The organism is Alteromonas sp. ABH4_456 (genome assembly GCF_056160645.1).
Map to the genome: position 1 here is coordinate 376,151 of NZ_JBSWXO010000001.1, position 21,205 is coordinate 397,355.

15 protein-coding genes are annotated in these 21,205 nt (G+C 48.6%); 6 read left to right on the top strand and 9 right to left on the bottom strand.

Annotated features, from left to right (window positions below; all coding sequences use genetic code 11):
* Positions 1 to 38: 38 nt before the first annotated feature.
* On the top strand, positions 39 to 1,124 hold the full coding sequence (locus ACXAG2_RS01720) for a mechanosensitive ion channel family protein (protein ID WP_474864442.1): 1,086 nt from the start codon (positions 39 to 41) through the stop codon (positions 1,122 to 1,124).
* 1 nt (position 1,125) lies between these two features.
* Here the strand turns inward: ACXAG2_RS01720 and ACXAG2_RS01725 are convergent, their stop codons facing one another.
* Positions 1,126 to 2,346, bottom strand: coding sequence for an MFS transporter (locus ACXAG2_RS01725; protein WP_474864118.1), 1,221 nt, complete (start codon positions 2,344 to 2,346; stop codon positions 1,126 to 1,128).
* Positions 2,347 to 2,886: 540 nt separating this feature from the next.
* On the opposite strand from ACXAG2_RS01725, the gene ACXAG2_RS01730 reads away from it, so the two are divergent.
* Complete coding sequence (locus ACXAG2_RS01730) at positions 2,887 to 4,671, top strand: GGDEF domain-containing protein (RefSeq protein ID WP_474864120.1); 1,785 nt, start codon at positions 2,887 to 2,889, stop codon at positions 4,669 to 4,671.
* A gap of 37 nt (positions 4,672 to 4,708) precedes the next feature.
* Positions 4,709 to 5,446: an amidohydrolase family protein gene (locus ACXAG2_RS01735; protein ID WP_474864122.1), complete on the top strand. Its 738-nt coding sequence runs from the start codon at positions 4,709 to 4,711 to the stop codon at positions 5,444 to 5,446.
* 77 nt (positions 5,447 to 5,523) lie between these two features.
* Here the strand turns inward: ACXAG2_RS01735 and ACXAG2_RS01740 are convergent, their stop codons facing one another.
* Together ACXAG2_RS01740 and ACXAG2_RS01745 are read right to left on the bottom strand one after the other, a co-directional pair.
* Positions 5,524 to 6,243: a hypothetical protein gene (locus ACXAG2_RS01740; RefSeq protein ID WP_474864124.1), complete on the bottom strand. Its 720-nt coding sequence runs from the start codon at positions 6,241 to 6,243 to the stop codon at positions 5,524 to 5,526.
* 527 nt (positions 6,244 to 6,770) lie between these two features.
* Complete coding sequence (locus ACXAG2_RS01745) at positions 6,771 to 11,249, bottom strand: S8 family peptidase (RefSeq protein ID WP_474864126.1); 4,479 nt, start codon at positions 11,247 to 11,249, stop codon at positions 6,771 to 6,773.
* Between the two features lie 204 nt (positions 11,250 to 11,453).
* Between ACXAG2_RS01745 and ACXAG2_RS01750 the strand changes: the two genes are divergently transcribed.
* Genes ACXAG2_RS01750 through ACXAG2_RS01760 form a run of 3 tightly spaced genes read left to right on the top strand, consistent with a single transcriptional unit; the run spans position 11,454 to position 13,761 of the window.
* Positions 11,454 to 12,029, top strand: coding sequence for a DUF2239 family protein (locus ACXAG2_RS01750; protein ID WP_474864128.1), 576 nt, complete (start codon positions 11,454 to 11,456; stop codon positions 12,027 to 12,029).
* The gene (locus ACXAG2_RS01755; RefSeq protein WP_474864130.1) at positions 12,013 to 13,419 is read left to right on the top strand and encodes an MATE family efflux transporter; all 1,407 of its coding nucleotides are present in this window, start codon (positions 12,013 to 12,015) and stop codon (positions 13,417 to 13,419) included. Before ACXAG2_RS01750 ends, ACXAG2_RS01755 begins: the two co-directional genes overlap by 17 nt.
* Before the next feature lie 12 nt (positions 13,420 to 13,431).
* Positions 13,432 to 13,761 (top strand): TfoX/Sxy family protein, encoded by a 330-nt coding sequence (locus tag ACXAG2_RS01760; protein WP_474864132.1) that lies wholly within the window; start codon positions 13,432 to 13,434, stop codon positions 13,759 to 13,761.
* On the opposite strand, the gene ACXAG2_RS01765 is transcribed toward ACXAG2_RS01760, so the two are convergent.
* Genes ACXAG2_RS01765 through ACXAG2_RS01790 form a run of 6 tightly spaced genes read right to left on the bottom strand, consistent with a single transcriptional unit; the run spans position 13,741 to position 20,744 of the window.
* Complete coding sequence (locus ACXAG2_RS01765) at positions 13,741 to 15,360, bottom strand: ABC transporter ATP-binding protein (protein WP_474864134.1); 1,620 nt, start codon at positions 15,358 to 15,360, stop codon at positions 13,741 to 13,743. The genes ACXAG2_RS01760 and ACXAG2_RS01765 overlap by 21 nt on opposite strands.
* A 1-nt stretch (position 15,361) precedes the next feature.
* Positions 15,362 to 16,189 (bottom strand): ABC transporter permease, encoded by an 828-nt coding sequence (locus ACXAG2_RS01770; RefSeq protein ID WP_474864136.1) that lies wholly within the window; start codon positions 16,187 to 16,189, stop codon positions 15,362 to 15,364.
* 3 nt (positions 16,190 to 16,192) lie between these two features.
* Positions 16,193 to 17,149, bottom strand: a complete 957-nt coding sequence (locus tag ACXAG2_RS01775) for an ABC transporter permease (protein WP_474844442.1) — start codon at positions 17,147 to 17,149, stop codon at positions 16,193 to 16,195.
* A 13-nt stretch (positions 17,150 to 17,162) separates the two neighbouring features.
* Positions 17,163 to 18,758: an ABC transporter substrate-binding protein gene (locus ACXAG2_RS01780; protein ID WP_474864138.1), complete on the bottom strand. Its 1,596-nt coding sequence runs from the start codon at positions 18,756 to 18,758 to the stop codon at positions 17,163 to 17,165.
* A 39-nt stretch (positions 18,759 to 18,797) separates the two neighbouring features.
* Entirely contained in the window at positions 18,798 to 20,072 is a 1,275-nt protein-coding gene (locus ACXAG2_RS01785) for an NAD(P)/FAD-dependent oxidoreductase (RefSeq protein ID WP_474864140.1), read from the bottom strand.
* A gap of 3 nt (positions 20,073 to 20,075) precedes the next feature.
* Positions 20,076 to 20,744, bottom strand: coding sequence for a haloacid dehalogenase type II (locus tag ACXAG2_RS01790; protein ID WP_474864142.1), 669 nt, complete (start codon positions 20,742 to 20,744; stop codon positions 20,076 to 20,078).
* Positions 20,745 to 21,205 lie beyond the last annotated feature (461 nt).

Below are 21,205 nucleotides of genomic sequence, written 5' to 3' on the forward strand. Positions count from 1 at the left end.
ATATGACGATACCTGCATTTCTTAAGACTCAGGAAGCAATGACCCTGGGCGCACTGTTGTGTGTCATTGCACTACTCTTCATCGCCAAACGCATTATCCTGGTGCGGCTAACCCGGAAAGCCCGCTCTCAGGACAGCTCCATGGCAGGCATTTACCGCATACTTGTGCTGTCTCTGGATGCGCCTCTTACCCTGTTTATCTTCCTTGTTATTATTGTACTCGGCCGGTTTCTGCTCATATGGCCCGGTATCATAGACAAAGACATTGCAGCCATTGTGGATCACGTGGTGAAGGCCGGTCTGATCCTCACGTTGTTTCTGTTTTTTGAGCGCTTCTTCACTTATTCATTAAGGCGGTACCAAAACCAGTCCACGCTGGTTAAAAATAGCAGCGGCATTGCCGGCGGCGCAATCCGCGCCATACTGGCGTCACTGGCTCTGCTGATAATTTTAAGCACCATGGGCGTGTCTATTACGCCGGTCATTGCGTCACTGGGAATCACTTCTCTGGCAGTGGCTCTGGCCCTTCAGCCTACTCTGGAAAACTTCTTCTCCGGCTTGCAACTGGTCGTGGATAAACCTATCCGCATCGGTGACTTTATTGAGCTGGATTCAGGTGAACAGGGCTTTGTAGAAAAAATTGGCTGGCGTTCCACATGGGTGCGCATGCTGCCAAATAACATTGTGATCATGCCAAACAGCAAACTGTCGAATTCAAAACTGATTAACTATTACTATCCCGAGCGGGAATTGTCAGTGCCCGTGGAAGTGGGCGTACACTATAATTCTGACCTGGATAAGGTGGAAGATATTTGTCTGGAGGTAGCGAATTACACGTTAAAACACCACGAATACGGCGTAGAAACCTACGAGCCGTTTGTGCTGTTTCACACCTTTGATAATTCCAGTATTAACCTGACCGTGATGCTCAGAACAAAAGAATACTTTAACCGCTTCTTTATCAAAAGTGCATTCATCAAGATGCTGAAAAAGCGCTTTGATGAAGAAGGCATTGTAATCCCCTTTCCTATTACAGCCCTTAATGTGGATCAGGAGAATGCTGCAGCAATTCTTGCTGCAGCGAAATCTCCGGAGGCAACAATGCCACCGGAGAAATCATCATAAATCAACCGCAGCTAGGATTGGGGTTGGTACAAACCGGTTGAGGCTGCTGTTTCTGACGCATTTGCATATAGCTCAGTGCCCACATTACCAGCCCGCCCAGGAACAATAAGGCAGAGGCATAGCCAGTTTCATTGAAGGTAGCGCCCGTAGCCAGCAGAGTTCCGCCAATCATAGGGCCGATGGCGTTAGCCGTGTTAAACGCGCACTGTACCAGTGCACCAATCATGGCATGACCGGTAGGCGATACATCCAGCAACATGGACTGAATAACCGCCGCCAGGCCCACACTGGCACCGAGGCAAAATACAGTCACATATAACCAGTAAATGTTTGACGCCGCGAAAACATACATCACCGCAATACCCACACTGCAAAGCAATGCGATACCGGTGGTAGCGATGGGCGATTTGTCTGCTAATCGTCCGCACACCCAGTTGCCGATAGTAGTACCGATACCGAACATCATCATGGCAATAGAAATGGTCACTTCAGGAGCTTCAGTTACATTAATAATCGTGTCTGCCAGATACGTGTAAATGCAGAATACGCCGCCGAACCCCACGAAGATAATGCCGGAAATTGACCATACTAACTTGTTCTTCAGCACGCCGAATTCTTCACGTAACCGCGTAGGCGTTTTCACCGGACTGCCTGGCACAACAAAATAAATCAATACTGCAGTAATAAGGGCAAGTACGGCAACAATGCCCATACAAACCCGCCAGCTCATGGCCTGCCCCACCAGAGTAGCCATGGGTACACCCACAATCGTTGCAATGGTAAGGCCCATAAACACTTTAGACATGAAGCTGGCACGCTTACCTTTTGGTGCCATGTCTGAGGCTACCAGTAATGCTGTACCAAAATACGCACCATGAGGTAAACCGCTGAGTACGCGGTAGAACACCATTTCCGGTAAAGACGTTGCGATAGCACTGAGGCCGTTTGCCACAAACATCATCATCACGAATAAAATCAGCGATGTACGCCGGTTAGTTTTGTTTGTCAGCAACATGAAAAGCGGTGCACCGATCACCACGCCGATGGCGTAACCACTTATCACATTACCGGCCATCGATGGCGTTACGTCAAAAGAAGCTGCAATCAGTGGCAACATTGACATAGACGCAAATTCAGTCAGGCCGAGGGTAAACGTTCCCAGCGCCATAATGAGAATTGGCCAGAAATGAGACGTCTGCGATGTCCCGTTATTAAATGACATAGATACCTTCTATCAGGATAGTGTGTAAATAAAGCCGGCAAAGCCACTGCCTGTCATCGCTTTACATCGCTGATGATTTAGCAAGTCTTCCTACCGGATATAGAATGTGAAATACAGGTGTAAGGTGTATCTGCGATAATTCGGATAAAACAGAATGTAGTCAGACTTCGCAGTATGATGTTTTAATGTTGATATTGTTTAGTGTTCGGGCCGATCCATCGGAACGACATTATTATACCGCAATGTGATGGCTGTTGAACAACGTTGTTTGTCATACTATTTTGTTGATTCATCACTGCAATATGTGCTTTTTTCAATATAAATATAGATTACTAACAGCAGCTTAAAAACTCTTACGAATAATTGATTTTCCTCTGTGCGGCATTGTTCATAATGGTTATCATTACCTGCACATAGCGGATAAAAAAATGATATTTTTCCGTATCAGGCCCGCTCAGGATGAGCAGACCGGACGTAACTGCTTGCCGGCATCGCTTCTTTATAAAGCCGGTTTGATTAAAAAAAGAAAAAATAATTACCATGTACAGTAAATTACGCGCTCTGATGACAGCGCTCACGTTATTCGTGTTGTCCGCAATGCCGGCTTCTGCGGCAACCACAGTCGATGATGTCATCAATAAAGTTCGGGCGCCGGCTTATGATTGCCCGGACTCTGCCCTGTTTGATGAACTGGAAGCCACGCTGAGTGATAAGTCTGTTACGGCTGACCAACGTTTTTCCCTGCTCAGCGCGAAGGGGCAATTCCTGATCTGCAAAGGCGATTACGAAAGTGCACTGACCATGCTCAAATCCCTGATCGCGCAGGAAGATGTGGATGACACCTCGTACGCTTACGTTTCAGCCATCAACCAAATTGGCTTTATCTATGATGCGCAGGAAAGTCCCGAACGTTGTCAGTATTACCGTCAGGCCAGATCACTGTCTTCACCGGAACGCCACAGCGATATTTTCACCTTCGCTTCATTATCACTCATTACCTATTGCTCAGAATCGTCTACAACCGGAGAGCGTCTTGGCAAGATGTTTACGGTACTGGAGCAGAATGCCGCATCAGGAAACCCCGGCGTACTGGCCCATATTCACAACGCCATCGGCCTGCTCTACGGCAGCCTGGGGCAACATGCTCTGGCAGCAGAGCAATACATCAAAGCTCATGAAATGGGCCTGAAGGTGTATGAAGGCAGCAATAAACTCAGTATTCTCATCAGTGCCATTGTGTCGCTGATAAGCAGCGGGCAAACCGAAGAAGCGTACCAGCGGATCATGGAATACGGCGCACTGAACCGTGAAATTAACACGCCGCTGACTAACTACCACTATCATTACGCCCTGTCGTATTACTATCGTAAAACCCGGGATTTTGACCAGCTTGCAGCCACGTTGCCGGATTTCAAAACGGCGATTTCAGCCGTTTCCAGTTCATTCGGCCTGCTGATGTACAATTGGCACGAAACGGAAGTCTGTTTGTACCATCATGATTTAACCTGTGTGCAGAATTACATAGACAGCTTTAATAAAGGTTATAACTACATCCCGCCCAGATTCAGAACCAATCTGGATTACCTGAGCTTCAATCTTGCCATGTATCTGGCACTGGGCGACATAGAAAAAGCCCGAATCGCCAATGAAGTGTTTGCCGCTGAAGCTGAAAATAAACGCATTCAACAACAAAACTCCGCAAACATTCTGAGCGCGGCGAATCTGTACAACCGGATTTACGACCTGGAGGGCGAAGTTATTGAAGCGAAACAGGAGCGCAAACAAATTCTCGCCATAGTGACCGGTATTTTTCTTATCACTGCTGCGCTGGCAGCCTATGTGCTGCGTAAAAAGTTCCTTGCTTCTAAAGCCATCGACCCGGTCACCCAGTTGTTAAATGCCGATACTGCCATCAGCCGCATAAACAGACTGCATGCCCCCGGTAAAAACCGCGCGATTGCCATCGCTATTTTTGATATCAGTAACCTCAGGGAAATTATCCGGCTGCTTGGCTCTACTAAAGCTGACAGTGTGCTGAGAAAACTGGCACAGACATTACAGCTCACCACCCGGGGGAATGACATTCTGGGTCGCTTCGGTACGGAGCAATTCATCATGTGTCTTCACAATATAGAAGAGCGCAGTGCCCGTTCTTTTTTTGAGCGGGTACAGACCGCGCTGGACAACACACTGGACAGCGGCACAAAGACCGGCAACGTTGCCGTTGAGTCAAGTATGAGCGTGTTTGTCTCTCACGAAAAGATTACCGGTTTAAGTGATATTCTGGATGAAATGGTCATGTCCATTGATATGGAGAACAGGTAACCTTCCCCGCCTGTAGTCTGTAGGGTAAAGCAATGAAATGATTGCTGCCGGTTATAACGAGATCACCCATATTAACCAGTTAATGCTGGGCTGGGTGCTCGACAGAAAAGTAGATACCCGTACGTTATTCCGCATTACCGGCATGAAACGCTTTACAGATTTGGACCTGGACAGCGAGCTGGTTAATCACACGCTTGCGCTGATGAAGGAAAATAACATCGCGCTGGATCCCACAACGGTGATCCACGAACATGCCATGACCTCCCGCAACGGTACGGTGAGCCCCGGTGTGGTGGACTACATCGACCACATGCCTCTCAGCAGTCAGCGTGCCGCAAAGGTCGCTATGCTGAATGTGGCGGATGAAGCTGAAGATAAAGCTTACAAAGACGCCTACGCGAAGATTGTGGCAACACTAAAGAAAATGCACGAAAACGGCATTCTTCTGTTGCCTTGTACGGATATGGGCGGCGCATTCCGTCTGCACCGTGAGCTGGAGCTGTTTCAACAATTTGGTATGACACCGGCAGAAGCTTTGAAACGGGGCACCTGGGACATGGCCGTATACATGGGTCACGATGACAAACTGGGCAGCATTGAAACTGGCAAGCTGGCTGACTTCTTCCTCATTCCCGGCAACCCGGTGGAAGATTTAAAAGCCATTAAAACCATCGCCATGGTCGTCGCTGACGGGCGAATCCTGTTTCCGGATGAAGTGTATCCTGAGTTTGGCATTACGCCGTTCACCACCCTGCCGGAAGTAAAAGGCGAATAACCCCGCTCTCATAACAAATAAAACAACGCAGCCCCGTTTACGGGGCTGCTGAATCAGTTAACTTCTGCCGGAAATAGTCACGCGCCCTGTGGCATAAATGCCGGTGAACTCACCTTCTGTGCTTCCGGCTCCGGCGTAATATTAAACACAATAAACATTAAAAATGTGCAGTACATACTGGCAGCAAGCAGCAAAAATGCGCTCCAGTCCTGCTTCAGCACAATCGCCAGCGGAACAAACAATGCCACAGGCAGAAAGGCAGCCAGAGTTTTCCAGCGGAACATCAGCGACAACCAGATATGCTCACCCTGTTTACGGGACAGTGAGAAGCTGTGACAGAAATGAGCAAGGATGTAAGGCATCAATTGCGCCACACACACCAGCGCACCGCCAATAACAATACCAGTCAGCGTTATTCCGTCACAGGCCACCGCTACACTTCCGGAAGATGCCGGCATTAACCCTGTCAGAAAATCAGCCGCAAGAAATGCCAGCCAGCTTAAAGCAGTGATCCCCAGAATAGCCGGCAATATCAGCCGCTGATGAAAGTTCAGTTCAGCGGCAAGTCGCCTGAGCGAACCATACCGGTACTGAATACTGACCACACACACCACAACTGAAACCAGTAGCGCATACGCGCCCATTCGTAACGGAAAGAAAGAAAACGGCACTACAGTAACAAGCAGCGCCAACAGCAACATCACACCACAGATCACAGGTGACCGGGCAATGAAACGGCACATTTCCTTGTAGCCCCGAAAGTAGTCCTGTACCGAAAGGTTGGTATTGATTTGCATAAGAACACCTTTTGAAGATAAGCGGCTATTTTATGCGCAGCAAAGAAGAAATGAAGTGCATGAACATTAAGGCAGGTATCAGAATACATGCTAAGGTATTTTTTTTATACACTTCAATTTTAAATATCGCGACTGCAGAATGCTGCTGGTCAGCAAGACACTTTCCGGTTGTCGTGGTTATGACGTCCGGAGCAAATACCGGGTATAAACGAATGAAACAAGGCTTCTGATAAAGTCTTTTTGTCTGACTGTCTCTTCATCATCCAGATCATTTATTGCCCATAAGATTTCATCTGTATAAGCAAACAACAACATACTTTGCCAGTTAGTTTGTTCAATCTCAGTTATCTGGATATTTTGCCTGTAACCTGACAGGAATATTTCCCATTCTTCTAAAGTAAATACTCTATCCGGAGCAGAGTCTTCACATGTGTGAAAAAGGAGTAAGGCCAGAGCGAGGTCAAAAATTCTGGGCCTTAGCAGGGTTGCCCCGCTCATACGAACGGGGACAGCCAAAAAGAACAAATCTAGTGAATGGCTCTTTTGAAGGGTCTTGATGTCTCTAAAAGTTCAGTATGACTACTCTGAGAAACTGAAACTTCAACGCCAGTGGTGAAGTTGAGACCTTGAATATCTCTGTCCACTATAATTCGCGTTAACTGACCTGTATTGGGGTAGCCACCGCACGTTTCTCCGGCATCACAAATGTAAAAGTCATTATCTGCATCTGTACCTGCCAATATGTAGTACTCCCCCTTTGGTACACTTTCAAATCGAAATGTGTACTGATTATTTTCGGCAACAACTTCTAACGAAGAAACCGTTTCAAAGGTTTCTGCATCGATAAGCAGAACATAATGCATACCTGCATCCACTATTACCGTATCAAGTGCAGCAGATACCGCTACGCGAACTGTCACCGTGTTTTCAGTAGTTGAAAACACTACATCGGTAAAATAAACACCTGGTGACAGGCTGTCGCGATTCACTGAGAAGCGATAAGTGCCTAAACCATTCTCATCAACAGAAGCGGCACTAATGTTTAACCATCCACCTGAATTCTCCGAGATGCTGTTCACTGTCAACTCACCATCACCACCATTACTGATGTCCAGAGTAAATGAATCCAGTAAGCTGCCAAAATTGATATTGCTGACACTGCTCACTGCTACCGGAGAGATCGGCACAACGTCTCCACCAGCTAGCAATTGGGCAGCTTTAACAGCCTTATACGCATCAATGAGCCCGTGCCCGAACAAACTGTCTCTGCCGTAAGCCCCCAGATCCTTAGTGATTGCACCGTTCGCCAATAACGTATCGACCTCATCAGGCGTTAAGTCCGGATGCACAGACTTCATAAGAGCGATCACTCCTGCGACATGCGGTGAGGCCATGGAGGTTCCCTGGTAGGCATAATAAGAAAAAGCTATCGAGTCACCGTTATCAGTTCCTAAAGTACTGAAAACCCCGTCAACTATTCCATCACCATTGTAATCAACACTTGAATCACCGCCGGGTGCTGCAACATCAATGAGGGAGCCATAGTTAGAATAGGGAGCGAGACTCTGATTGATGTCGACTGCACTCACAGAAATCACGCCATCATAGGAAGCAGGATAAGACAATTGATTGCTCGAATCATTGCCTGCTGCCGCGACAATGATGACCCCCTGCTCTCTTGCCCGCGCATACGCATCCCTCGCCCTGTAACTATATCCGTAGCCTCCCAAACTCAGGTTCATGATATCCGCTTTACGATTCGGCACGGTACCGGAAGCATTGGGCAGGCCTGCTGCATAAAGAACGCCCTGAGTAATGTCTTCTGTGGTACCGCCACCTTTACCGAGCACTCTGACAGGCATAATAGAGGTATTCCATGATACCCCTGCCACCCCTTGCGCGTTATCAGACTCTGCCGCGACTGTACCTGCAACATGGGTGCCGTGAAATGAACTCGTTCCATTCGCGTTATCCCCGCCCGGATCATCAGGGTTCGAATCGATGCCATCACCGTCAAGCGACATATCAGGATCCGATATAAAATCGTAGCCTTGAACAAGGTTGTCGTTTAAGTCCGGGTGATTAAGCAGGACACCGGTATCCACTATGGCAACAATGACATTACTGCTCCCTGTCGTCACATCCCATGCTGCAGGAAGGTTGATCTGCGGGTAATGCCACTGGTTTTGATATAGCGGATCATTAGGGATGGAAGAAGGCCGGAGAATGAAATTAGGTTCCGCCCACTCGATATCTTCTGCTTTTGATAACACTTTAATGGCCAGTAGTGTATCCAACTTTTTCTGTTTATCTGATGGAATAATCCCTAATGAAGGAGCTTGTGACTGCGTCACATGACCAGACAACGACTGGCTATTCAATGTTGTTGGCCGCGTTTTAATTCGCATTAATGAGGAGTGAATACTCTTCTCGTCTTCGCCAAAAGAATAAAGCCCTGTTCCATTTGTAATCCGTCGGGATTTCTGACGAATACCATATCGAACGGGGAGTGCTGATGAGGTATTTGCGGCCCCGGATGTTTGAGCTGACTTTTGCTTCGCTATGACATCGCCGATAACAAAATCATCGGAAAGGCGTAGCTGACCAGCAGTTGAAGTCACGGACTGGTCACTCAACGTCAGGATATAATTAGATGCTCCTGATTCCGCATACACTCCCACATAATACAATCCGTCGTCCGGAATAATGACAGATTCAACATCACTATAGCTCGTTGATGCGTCGACCAACTCCCGGTTACTGTCATATAAGTACAGATCTAAATCGTGCGAATAATCTGCATCAGCAATTTCCAGCCGTATTGTCTGTCCTTGTACAAAATTAGTGTAGAACGCATCCCAAATATCACCGTCTTCTTTTGATGCTCCGTCTTCCCCGGCGCCTGCCACATTCACATAGCCCTGAATTACAAAAGGCGTATTGACATACTGGGCAGTGTCGAAATTATTGTTGTCCGCGTTTGTGCTCTGCGGATTGTTGGTATCGGAATCCTGCGTCAAATTAATCTGTGAAGTCACAACACCAGAGACACTGCTTAATCCAAACTTATTGACACTACAACTTAAATTAGTGAGCGTGCCATTTGCGTTACGCAGCAGATTCAAAACCTCAACACCCGAGTATGGCGTATCAATCTCCAGCCGTGCCAGGCCACTCCACTCGCCGGTACCGGCATGAGTTTCAAGCAGCGGAGCTGACATAATGACGGTTTCGTTTGCGTTAAGCTGCCCGTTGATTATGAATCCGGGCTGGCCAAGTATTTGTCCGCTCTCATCATACAAAGTGCCCGTCAACCTGACAGGTGAAGCCAGACGATTGGATATCCGGATGAATGCCTGGTCAACAGAGGAAGCATTTGGGATGTAGTAAGCGGTTCCGTCATTTGTGCAACTCATGTTGGTAAGAATGTCAGATGGAGAACGGATGAGATTCAGTATCGACAATCGCGACGTTTGCCCCTGAATATTTAATCTTGCGCGCTTAGTCCACGCGCCTACGTTTAGTGAATTTTCAATCGTGCTGGCTGAATACACTTTGGTTTCTTTAGCATCCAGCGTATCCAGATAGGCACTTTGACTCAGCGGAAGCCCGTCCTGATGCAGCAGTTCAGCATTCACATCTACCGGAGCATCACTGGTATTGGTTATCCGGATAAATGCGCTGTCCGAATTATTGGTACCCGGAATATTGGGTACTGAACTACTTGAAGAACAACTCATGTTGGTTAATGTACTGGATGTCCTTATCAACCCCATAATGGCGAGTTGGCTAGTATCAGAAGTGATTTCAAGGCGGGCACGCTTTGTCCAGGTATCAGCCCCGGTCAAGGCCTCCAGGGATGCAGCCGTAAGCACATGCGTTGCTTTAGGTGCAAGTTCATCAATTAATACTGAATCTTCACTGCCAAGTACATACCCGTCCTGATGATACAAAGTTCCTCTCACTTCAATCGTTTCATTGGTTACATTGCTTACACGGATAAAAGGCTGGTCAACGTTGTTTGCGCCCGGGATGTTGTGTACATACTCAGAATTTGTACAGGTCAGGTTCGTTGTTGTACCGTTGGGCGTTCTGACGGTTACCAACAAATCCACATTGTTGCTGGTTGCCAATAATTCGAGGCGGGAGCGTTTAGTCCATGTATCCGTACTGAAAATTGCCTCCAGGTCACGCGCAGACAAAGAAACCCTGCCTCCCGGTGCAATGGCTTCCCCGACTGTGGCCCCACTGACACCAAGAACATATCCATCCTGATGATAAAGTGTACCTATGATGTTAGCCGGCGAGTTACCAGAATTAATAAGATGGACGGTTACTTGATCTCCACTGAGACTATTCGGAACATTAAATGCTGTGAGTGGAAAAGAAGGGTTCACTGAGTGCGCTGGAATATCAACACTGGCTATTTCATCATCAAAAAAACCTTCATAATGAAGCGTGAATGCATGCTGATCATCATAGTTTTCGCTGATGGTCCATTGGTTGAGAATGAGTGTAACAGGTTCTTCCAGATACCCGCAAAATGAACTATATCCGGGACCATCCTGAAATCTGACAGACGTAAACCATTGGCCCTCTTGCTCAACTTCAAAATTTGGACCGCAAAGAAATGGCTCTCCGGACAACGGCGTTGCTCTGAATAACACAACCGACTTTTCACTATCATTCACACAGGTTTCACGCCAAAAATCCAGCTTGAACTCATCGTCAAAGCGCGCGCTGGTCATTGAGTAGACAGTACCTGAAGGTGATACGGGCAATACAGAAGGTATGCAGTCATCAGCTACACTGGAAGGATTAACTAACTCTGACTCAAGTGCTCTGAGCTCTTCTTCTTTTTGCAATAATTTTTGAGTGCTTGAATACCTGATTTCGCGTTGGCTGGCATCATCAACATATATACGTTTGGTATTCCCGAAGGCGAAAGAAGAAAAAATCAGTGTTGAAAACACCACTAAACAAGCACGACAGGAAGTACTGGACAAAACAACTCCACGCTAAAATATTTAAACACTGAATAAAAGTTAGTCTATACCCGTATCAGCGGAACTTACAGCTTTAACACCTTAAAGTTTCATTAATGCGCGCAGTCTCATTAATCACTGCCTGGATCTTTTTACCCCGATAATATTGATCAAATTACAAACATCTGCTATTTTTACCCTGATAAAAATAAAGGGCACAAATCTGTGGGTGACATCTACATCGCAATCCATAACAAAGCTCTCATTGCGCAGGGTGAATTGCCGGCGGTTATTCGTGAAACAGTGAAGCTGTTTCCAGACGCTGAGCCTTATTTATTTAAGTTAGATGATGGCAAGCGCACAGACATCGACTGGCGGGGCGATGCTGAAGAGGTTATCAGCCGTTTGCCTGCTTCACTGATGCCGCAGGTTAAAAAGCGGGGTCGCCCTAAGCTTGGCGTGAAATCAAAAGAAGTGACACTGTTACCTGAACACTGGGAGTGGCTGTCCTTGCAGCGCGGGGGCGCATCGACAACTTTACGCAAGCTTATCGACGCAGCCATGGCTCAGATGACACCTGAGCAGGCACGTCGCATTAAGCAGGATCAGCTCTACAATATGATGCGGGTATTTGAAGATGAAGCCGGTTTTGAAGCGGCTTCAAGAGCACTGTACCGGCTGGATGAAACAGCTTTCACGCAGGCAATAGCAAACTGGCCTCAGGCGCTGCAGGCAATATACAAGGACAAGTTCACAGGCTTGAATTCTACAGGTAAAGACACAAATGACGGAACAAACTAATCTCAACCCGTATGTCACCCCGCCCCTTACACGGGTATTTTTAAAAACTGCACTGCCCATCATTCTGATGATGGTAGTAAGCGGCTCGCTGAACCTGGTAGACGCTTACTTTATTGGTGTATTTGTGGGGTCGGATGCGCTGGCAGCGGTCACGGCGATGTTTCCGTTATTTATGGTTCTGATTGCCCTGTCCACCTGGATTGCCAGCGGATTCGCCAGTGTAATGGCCCGCCTGCTGGGAGCAAACCGGTATGATGAAGCCCGTAATGCCTATGCGCAGGCACTTACGCTGGCACTGGTGATAAGTGTTCTGCTGATGATCGTATTCAGCCTGTCAGGTCAGTCACTGGCGCTGGCCAGTAACAACGATAATCCAGCGCAGGCAGCTACCAGCTTTACCTATATGGGCATCATTATGTATGGTGCTCCGTTATTTTTCTGGCTGGCCATCGCTTCAGACAGCTTGCGCAGTGAAGGTCACATCGGCTTTATCGCACTGGTCTCGCTGATAACAACGGTGGGTAACGGCGTGATGAATTACGTTTTTATTGTACTGTTAGAAATGGGCGTGGCCGGGTCTTCATACGGCACGGTAGCCTCACAAATTATTGCATTATGTGCTGTCTGGGCTTTTCGCCGCAGCCATAAAAACCGCACCGGTCTGCCGCTGTTCGCCATCACAGCGGTGCGGAACAGATGGCGTGAGTTTTTGTCTCTGGGCGCACCATCCAGCCTCACCTACGTAGGCGTGGCACTGACTTCAGGGGCTATTTTGTTTAGCTTGCAACAATGGCTACCGGACAACTACGAAGTAACGGTGAGTGCTTATGGTGTGATCACACGGGTTCTGACCTTCGTGTACTTACCACTGCTGGGGCTTGGCCTCGCGATGCAGAGTATTGTGGGCAATAACGTGGGCGCGCAGCAATATCAGCGGTCTGACCGCAGCTTGTGTATCGCTGTCGGCATTGCGTTGTTTTATGGCGTAGTTACCGAAGGGTTATTATGGTGGCTGCGGGCTGACGTTGGTCACTTGTTTGTGGACGAGCCCGCCGTCACGGATGAGATTGCCAGGTTACTGCCTGTCGTCAGTCTCGCCTTATTCCTGACAGGCCCCTTAATGCTGATAAGCTTCTACTTTCAAAGTATTGGTGATGCCAGACGGGCGGGAATATTAACGATTGCCAAAACGTACCTGTTTGCCCTGCCGTTAATTTTTGTGTTGCCGCTTATGTGGGGAGAATGGGGAATCTGGTATGCCGGCCCGGCAGCTGAATTTCTCGGGCTGATGCTTACCGCAGGTATTTTGTATCACCGTGCAGCTAAGGGCAATCACCGCTTTGGTTTGCTGTATACTGAGCGTCAAGCTGAGCCACAGACTGGAAAATAGAAACAGAACGTTATGACCTCAGAATTTATTGATAGCCTGCATGATATATTTTCAACGCTGCAACCGGTAACAACACGGCGGATGTTTGGCGGCACCGGCCTGTTTCACAATGGCCTCATGTTTGCCATCGTCATTGATGATTTGCTCTACCTGAAAGCGGACATGGAGACCAGCCAGCAATTTATTCATGAAGGCTGTGAGCCGTTTACTTACAGCAGGCAAGGCAAACAGGTTGCACTGCAATACTACAGTGCACCTGATTGTATTTATGATGATCCCGACGATGCCGCTCTGTGGGCACAGCTGGCCTTTTCCTGCGCCTTACGCAGCAGGCGGTCTTGAGTCCAGCCAGTTCGGATCTAACGTGGGTACGCTGGCCACCAGTTTCTTCGTGTAATCGTGGGAAGGCGCAGTACTTACCCCTTCACCGCTCGCGTATTCCACCGCATTGCCTTTATAGAGAACCAGCACATCGTCACACAAAGTGCGTACAGTAGGTATATCGTGACTGATAAACACTATGGCTATATTCAACTTCGCCTGCAGATCTTTCAGCAGTTCTAAAATGGCTGCGGCAACAACAGTATCCAGCGCTGATGTCACCTCGTCACATAAAATTACCGACGGTTCCGCAGCCAGCGCACGGGCCAGGTTGATACGTTGTTTTTGCCCGCCGGACAGCGCGCCGCATTTACGCTCAGCCAGTTCAGCGGGTAATTGCACCAGCGCTAACAGCTCTGCCACACGGGCACGTTGTTGTTCCCCTTTCATGCCATGGAAGAAAGCTAATGGCCTGCCAATAATAGCCCCCACTTTCTGCGCCGGATTGAGCGCTGTATCCGCATTCTGGAACACCATCTGCACGCGCTGACATTCACTTTTGCTGCGGGACGAAATAGACGCTGGCAGCTCTTTTCCATCCAGCAACATATAGCCTTTCGCTGCGGGAATTAAGCCTGCGATAACACGCGCGAACGTTGATTTTCCGGAACCGGATTCACCGATAATGCCGACGGTTTTGCCCTTTTCTACTTTAATAGACACGTCATGCAAAACAGGAATTTGCGGTAAGCCTTCTGCGGTAATTTTACCGTAGCCTGCGACAATTTTACTTACCTCAAGAACTGTTTTTGCCGTTGGCCGGTTTAATCCGGACGCACCGTGAGACACCGCTGCCAGCAACTGACGGGTATAGGGCTCTGCTGCGTTATTTAAGATTTCGGTGGTGGTGTTGTGCTCGACCATTTTGCCATGTTGCAGAACAAGGATCTGATCGGCCATCTGGGCGACCACAGCCAAATCATGGGATACATACACAGCCGTGGTATTCCTGGCTTTCACCGCCGCTTTAAACGCTTTGAGCACATCTACCTGAGTGGTGACATCCAGTGCAGTAGTCGGCTCGTCAAAGATAACCAGTTCAGGATCGCAGATAAGGGCCATCGCGGCCATCAACCGTTGCAACTGACCGCCGGATACCTCGTGGGGATAACGGTTCCCGATGGTATCGTAATGAGGCAACGACAACTGTCTGAACAGCTCTGTGGCTTTTTTCTGTGCTTCAGCCCGGCTCATTACGCCGTGAATTAACGCCCCTTCAATCACCTGCTCCATGATTTTCCGGGAAGGGTTAAACGCCGCAGCGGCACTTTGTGCAACATATGCCACTTTCCGGCCCCGCAATGACGCCAGCATAGTATCGCTTAAACCGAGCATACTCTGCCCGCCCACCGCGACTTCACCACCGGTGATATGACAGCCCGGCCGGGCATAGCCCAGTAACGACATGGCGATGGTTGTTTTGCCCGAGCCGGATTCACCGATAAGGGCCAGCACTTCTCCGCGCTTTAAGGTAAAGCTGACGTCTTTTACGATAACTTTTTTGCTGTCGCCCTTCCCCGCGGAGACTTCGAGTTTATTAACCGAAACATGAGATGACATATTATTTATCTCCTGCGGAATAGGTGGCACTGCCACGGAAACTGTCGATAAGCAGGTTCACCGCAATCGTGATAGTGGCAATCGCCAGCGCCGGTATAATTACCGCCGGCGCCCATTCGGCCAGACCAGAAATGTTTTCTCTGACCAGCGAACCTAAATCTGCCTGAGGCGGTTGTACACCCAGCCCCAGAAAACTCAGGCTACTCAGCAACAACACGACAAACACAAAACGTAAACCAAAATCAGCCAGCATGGGATGCAGAATATTAGGCAAAATTTCCTTTACCGCGAGGTAAAGCTTACCCTCACCCCGCGTTCTGGCAACCGTAACAAAATCCATATTGGCAACATTAACTGCTAACGCTCTGGCAATACGAAACGCGCCCGGCATATAACTCACTGCAGTGATGGCTAATAAAATAGGGATTGATGAGCCGAACGCAGCAATCATCACTAAAGCAAAAATCTTACTGGGAATGGAAATAAGTGCATCCATAAAACGGCTTATCAGCTCATCGACACGTTGATGACTGACAGATGCGTACAGCGCAATGAGCGTGCCTGCAGAACATGCCAGTGCAGCAGCGAGTAGCGGAATAAAAACGGTAAAACGTGCACCGTCCATCAAACGGCTGAGCACATCACGTCCGATGTAATCAGTGCCTAACAGGTATTCACCGCCAATGGGCTCAAATACGTCCCAGGCTACAATTTCCTTTGCACTGTGTGGCGAGAGGAAAGGACCAAATACGGCAATAAATATCCAGAAACTCACAATGGCTGCGCCAATTTTACCTGATAACGGCAGGTTCTTTATTGTTGAGAGCATGGCTCAGCCTCCTTTACGCAGTTTGGGATTTGCCACAATGGCGGCCAGATCAGCAATCAACACCAGCAACAGATACCCGAGACAGAACAACATGGCACAAGCCTGAAGCAATGGCATATCCCGGTTTGTAACCGCATCGACCATCAAACTGGCCAGTCCCGGATAGTTAAAGATCACTTCAACAATCACCACGCCGCCCAGCAAATAGGACAAACTGAGGGCGACTGCATTAACAATGGGGCCTATAGCGTTAGGAAGTGCATGACGCAGCACAGCCCGGGAAAGTGTGGACCCTTTTAGCAGGGCCATCTCAACGTAGGGCTGAGATAATTGTTCAACGACTGCCGCACGGGTTAAACGGGCCATTTGCGCAGACAGTACGATACACAAGGTTAATACCGGCATCGCAAAGGCACGGAAATAATCGTATAAACCTGCATCACCGGCTATGTAAGACAGTGACGGTAACCAGTTAAGCTCGACTGCAAAAATCAGAACGAAAATCGTTGCCAGCAGAAATTCAGGTACCGCGACCATAGACAACGTGAAAAGATTTATAGCGCGGTCAATCCGGGAGCCGCTGTACATCGCCGCAGATATACCAAGGATCATGGCAAAAGGGACGGCGACAACTGTGGTAAACGCCGCAAGCAACAAAGACTTGGATAGCCGCTCATTAATCAAAGAAGAAACAGGCTGTGCATTCGCCAGAGAGACACCGGCATCACCCTTAACAAGCCCCCATAACCACTTGCCATAGCGGGTTAAAGGCGGATCGTTCAACCCGTAAGCCTCCCGGAGTTCAGCGACAGCCTCAGGCGTGGCACTCTGCCCCAGCATTTCCTGTGCAGCGTCACCGGGAAGCAGATTTGAAATACTGAAGACCACAGCAGAAACCAGTAGCAGTGTTATTACCGCTGTGCCTAATCGTTTTATAATTATCGGTACTAAAATGTTCACCGTGATACTCCCATCAGGCGTCCAGCCAGATATGCTCGGCAAAGGTGTACCCCATAAACCCGCCGGTAGGGATGGGGTAAAAGCCTTTGATCCGCTTGTCGTATCCGTCAATAATGTTAATGAAGACCGGAATACTCACGCCACAATACTCACTGATAAGCGCCTGCATATCGCCATACATTTGTTTGCGCTTAACTTCGTCCCCCTCGCCTCTTGCAGCCAGTAAAAGCTGGTCGAATTGCGCGTTCTTCCATCCTGATTCATTCCACGGAGCATCAGACTTATAAAACAATGTGAACAGTTCATCCAGCGACGGCCTCGGATTGATATTGCCGAAGCCCATAGGGTGTTTCATCCAGTGATTTGACCAGTAACCATCTGCCGGCACACGGTTAATCCCAAAATGGTAATCGCATTCAATACCGGACAATTGCAGAAGTGCGGCCATATCTACAGACCCTTCTGCAGCAGGACTGGCAAAGACAGGGAAACGCGCTCCGCTCATACCGGCTTTTTTCAAATGATACTTTGCACGGTCAATATCGTAGGGCCGTTGAGGCAAATCTGCGTTGTAATATTTGTGCGAAGGCGGAACAGGATGATCGTTTGCAATGGTGGCATATCCCCGGAACAATGCCCGTTGCACCAGAGGCCGGTTCATCATGTACTTCACTGCCAGAACAAAGTCCGGATTATTTGTAGGATAAGCGTCCTGGCGCATAATAAGATTTGTGTACAGGCCAGATTCAGTCTGCATAATGTCGCAGGTGCCGGATGCTTTGACCCGTTTGGTTGATCGCGGATTAAGGGCAATGCTCATTTGTACATCACCTGATAGCAGCGCATTCACACGGGACGATTCGTCTGCAATTCCTACCAGTTCAATTTCATCCAGATAAGGCTTGCCGGGTTTCCAGAAATTGCGGTTCTTTTCTCCCACAGTACGTGTGCCCGGGGAGAACTCTTTAAGCTTGTAGGGACCTGTGCCATTTGCTTCCCGGCTGAAATCTGTGGTGCCATTTGCAACAATACAGAAATTTGATGATGCCAGAATGACCGGTAAATCGGCATTAGGCGACTTAAGAGTCAGCGACAGTGTAAGCCTGCCTGTCGCTTTAACAGAGTCAAATTGCTGAGCAATTGCCGCAGCTCTGGACGTCACTGCCGGGTCTTTATGACGCAGTAATGAATACACTACATCGTCTGATGTCAGTGACTTACCGTTGTGGAAAGTAACACCATCACGCAAGGTGATAAACCAGTGCTGCTGGTCCTCACTCTCCATCTTTTCAGCCAGCGCGAGATCCGTTCCCAGGTCGCGGTTAAACTGCGTCAATCCGCTGTAAAGCATATAAATTCTGGCGTAGTCGGTCCCTAACGAGGCTTTTGCGGGATCTAAGGTATCTTTTGTGGAAATAGACATACCGGCTACACGGATCCGGCCACCATAAACGGGCTTGTCCGTTGCCGGGGTTCCGGCCATCGCAGCCAGAACATGCTGAGGTAAAATCAGCCCGCTGGCCGCAGCTACACCCGCAGCGCCCAGCCCTTTTAATAATTTTCTTCTGTCGTGTTGCGACACAGAATGCAGAGAACGTCGTTCTTTCATGTTGTAACACCTTCCGTCATGACACGTAACGTTCTACGCTTAATGAAGTTTATCCTGAAGCTGGTAATACAAGCCGACAAAAGGCAAAAACCAGGGCTTTCCAAAGTGCAGTGGCACCGCTGGCCAGTCGCTGGAAATCCAGGGACAGTGCGAGGGTTTGCCTTCCACTAAATCCGCCATGGTTTCACCCATGTGCACAGCCATCTGAACACCATGCCCGCTGTAGCCCATGGCATAAAAAAGACCATTGTGCTGCCCGACCTTTGGTAAGCGGTCTGCACTCATATCCACCGTTCCGCCCCAGCAATAATCAATTTTTGTACTGGCAAGCTGCGGGAACATGTCATCCAGAGACTGGCGCAATATCACGCCGCTTTTGGCATCTGACTTCGGGTTGGATACTGCAAATCTGGCTCGGCCACCGAACAGCAAACGCTGATCCGGCGTTAAACGGAAATAATTGCCGATATTTTTGCTGGTCACGTAGGAGCGGTTGCCGGGGAACAATTCAGCCACCAGTTCGTCTGACAACGGTGCAGTGGTAACAGCAAAGCTGCCCACCGGCACAATGCGGCGGCGAAACCAGCTAAACGGACCGGGACCACTGCCGCCAGTGGCAACCACAACCTGCTTTGCCTGTAGTGTTTGCACCGGCGTAGTCACCTGCCATGACTGATTATTCAGCTTACGGACCTGCGTGACAGGCTGATGCTGAAACAGCACGGCGCCTGCCTGCACACAAGCCTGAGCAAGACCCGTGACCAGTTTGCCCACATGCAGTTGCACGCCATTGGGTGTCAGCAACCCGCCGTAAAACGAACCGGAGCCGATTTCTTTTTCCAGCGCGGATTTATCCAGTAATTTCGCATCAGGATCGACTGACTGAATCAGCGCAGCGTGTGTTTTTTCCAGTTTTTCCATGTGTTCAGGTTTAGCTGCCAGTTTAATTTTTCCGGCCACTCTGAAATCACAGGCAATCTGATGCTCTTGCACAATGCGGGTAACAGATCCAACAGCATCATTATAAAACGTATAGAACGCGCGGGCTTTTTCTTCGCCGTATGTTGCGACAAGCCCGGCATAATCCTGCGCCGTACCGTTATTACACTGCCCGCCATTGCGGCCGGATGCTTCCGAACCGATAGTGCCGGCTTCAACCAGAGCCACCGCTGCGCCCCGTTTTGCTAAAGCCAGCGCAGTGGACAAGCCGGTAAAGCCGCCGCCAATCACCACGGTATCAACTTTGGCATTGGCCGGGCTTTCCGGTAGTGAAAGCGTGGGGGCTGTATCTAACCAGTACGACGTATTTTTCATGTTTTACAGTCCGACTACACCGGGTAGTCCGCTGATGTCTTTGATTTCGGTGTAGCCATAGAACGGATTAGCCGGCTCATGCCCACGGTTTACCCATACTTTATTTTTAATGCCGATATCATGCGCTGACATCAGGTCATAACGGAAGCTGGAAGAAACATGAAGAATGTCTTCCGGATTACAGCCCAGGTTATCAATCATGTATTCAAAGGCTTGTAAACGGGGCTTATAAGCCTGCGCCTGCTCTGCGGTATACACAGCGTGGAAAGGCGCTTCAAGATTGGCCACATTAGAATTGATTTGCTCGTTTGCCGCGTTGGATAAAATGACCAGCGGGATCTCAGCAGCCACTTTCTTTAACGGTTCAACTACATCCGGGTGTGGTCCCCACGTTGGCACAGCCTTGTAAATTGTTACGCTGTCTTCATCGCGATACTCAATGCCCCATTTCTTACACAAACGGGTAACGGCATTGCGGACCACTTCAGAGTAAGGCTTCCATGCGCCAAGTACTTCATCTAAACGGTAGGCTGAAAAGTCCTTTACGAACTGAGGCATTTGCTCCGGCGTGATCCGGTCTGCAAACAGTCGCTGCGCAACAGGCGCCATTTCAAAGTAAATCAGGGTGCCGTAGCAGTCGAAAGAAATATATTTAGGTTTAAATGCACTCATTGTTGGTTCCAGCTATGTAATTTTTATGTCGAATCTATTACACCACGCGGTAACGGTATAAAAATACCAAAATGAAATGTTACCACGGGATGATGCGTCTGTTTTGTTTGTACAATCAGCAGAGTATGCCGCATCGTTTCATTTGCTTTTCCACCGGCCAGAACGCCTGAAAATGGCCCGTTTCCCGTGACATCACTTGTACAGTGCCACGGTTCAAACCAATGCTGCTGTCGCATCACTCCTGCTTAATCATCATGCCGCATTAATCGCAGCATATTTTGCTGAGAAGCTGACAAAAACAATATTTCCACACCTTTATCTCAAATCGTTCGGAAGATAAACGAACTGGTGCAGCGCTACTATTATCAAGCTGAATTTGCTCTGCGTTTCTTTACCTCCGTCTTTTTTCTCGCCGGATAAATCACGCAGATGTCTTAAAGAATCATAAACATTAAGCGGCG

Excerpts from the sequence above, each read along its gene's own strand:
- ACXAG2_RS01790 (WP_474864142.1), bottom strand. The coding sequence starts at position 20,744 with ATGAGTGCATTTAAACCTAAATATATTTCTTTCGACTGCTACGGCACC.
- ACXAG2_RS01760 (WP_474864132.1), top strand. The coding sequence starts at position 13,432 with ATGACCTCAGAATTTATTGATAGCCTGCATGATATATTTTCAACGCTG.
- ACXAG2_RS01735 (WP_474864122.1), top strand. The coding sequence starts at position 4,709 with ATGATTGCTGCCGGTTATAACGAGATCACCCATATTAACCAGTTAATG.
- ACXAG2_RS01725 (WP_474864118.1), bottom strand. The coding sequence starts at position 2,346 with ATGTCATTTAATAACGGGACATCGCAGACGTCTCATTTCTGGCCAATT.
- ACXAG2_RS01730 (WP_474864120.1), top strand. The coding sequence starts at position 2,887 with ATGTACAGTAAATTACGCGCTCTGATGACAGCGCTCACGTTATTCGTG.
- ACXAG2_RS01740 (WP_474864124.1), bottom strand. The coding sequence starts at position 6,243 with ATGCAAATCAATACCAACCTTTCGGTACAGGACTACTTTCGGGGCTAC.
- ACXAG2_RS01755 (WP_474864130.1), top strand. The coding sequence starts at position 12,013 with ATGACGGAACAAACTAATCTCAACCCGTATGTCACCCCGCCCCTTACA.
- ACXAG2_RS01720 (WP_474864442.1), top strand. The coding sequence starts at position 39 with ATGACCCTGGGCGCACTGTTGTGTGTCATTGCACTACTCTTCATCGCC.
- ACXAG2_RS01785 (WP_474864140.1), bottom strand. The coding sequence starts at position 20,072 with ATGAAAAATACGTCGTACTGGTTAGATACAGCCCCCACGCTTTCACTA.
- ACXAG2_RS01770 (WP_474864136.1), bottom strand. The coding sequence starts at position 16,189 with ATGCTCTCAACAATAAAGAACCTGCCGTTATCAGGTAAAATTGGCGCA.
- ACXAG2_RS01780 (WP_474864138.1), bottom strand. The coding sequence starts at position 18,758 with ATGAAAGAACGACGTTCTCTGCATTCTGTGTCGCAACACGACAGAAGA.
- ACXAG2_RS01765 (WP_474864134.1), bottom strand. The coding sequence starts at position 15,360 with ATGTCATCTCATGTTTCGGTTAATAAACTCGAAGTCTCCGCGGGGAAG.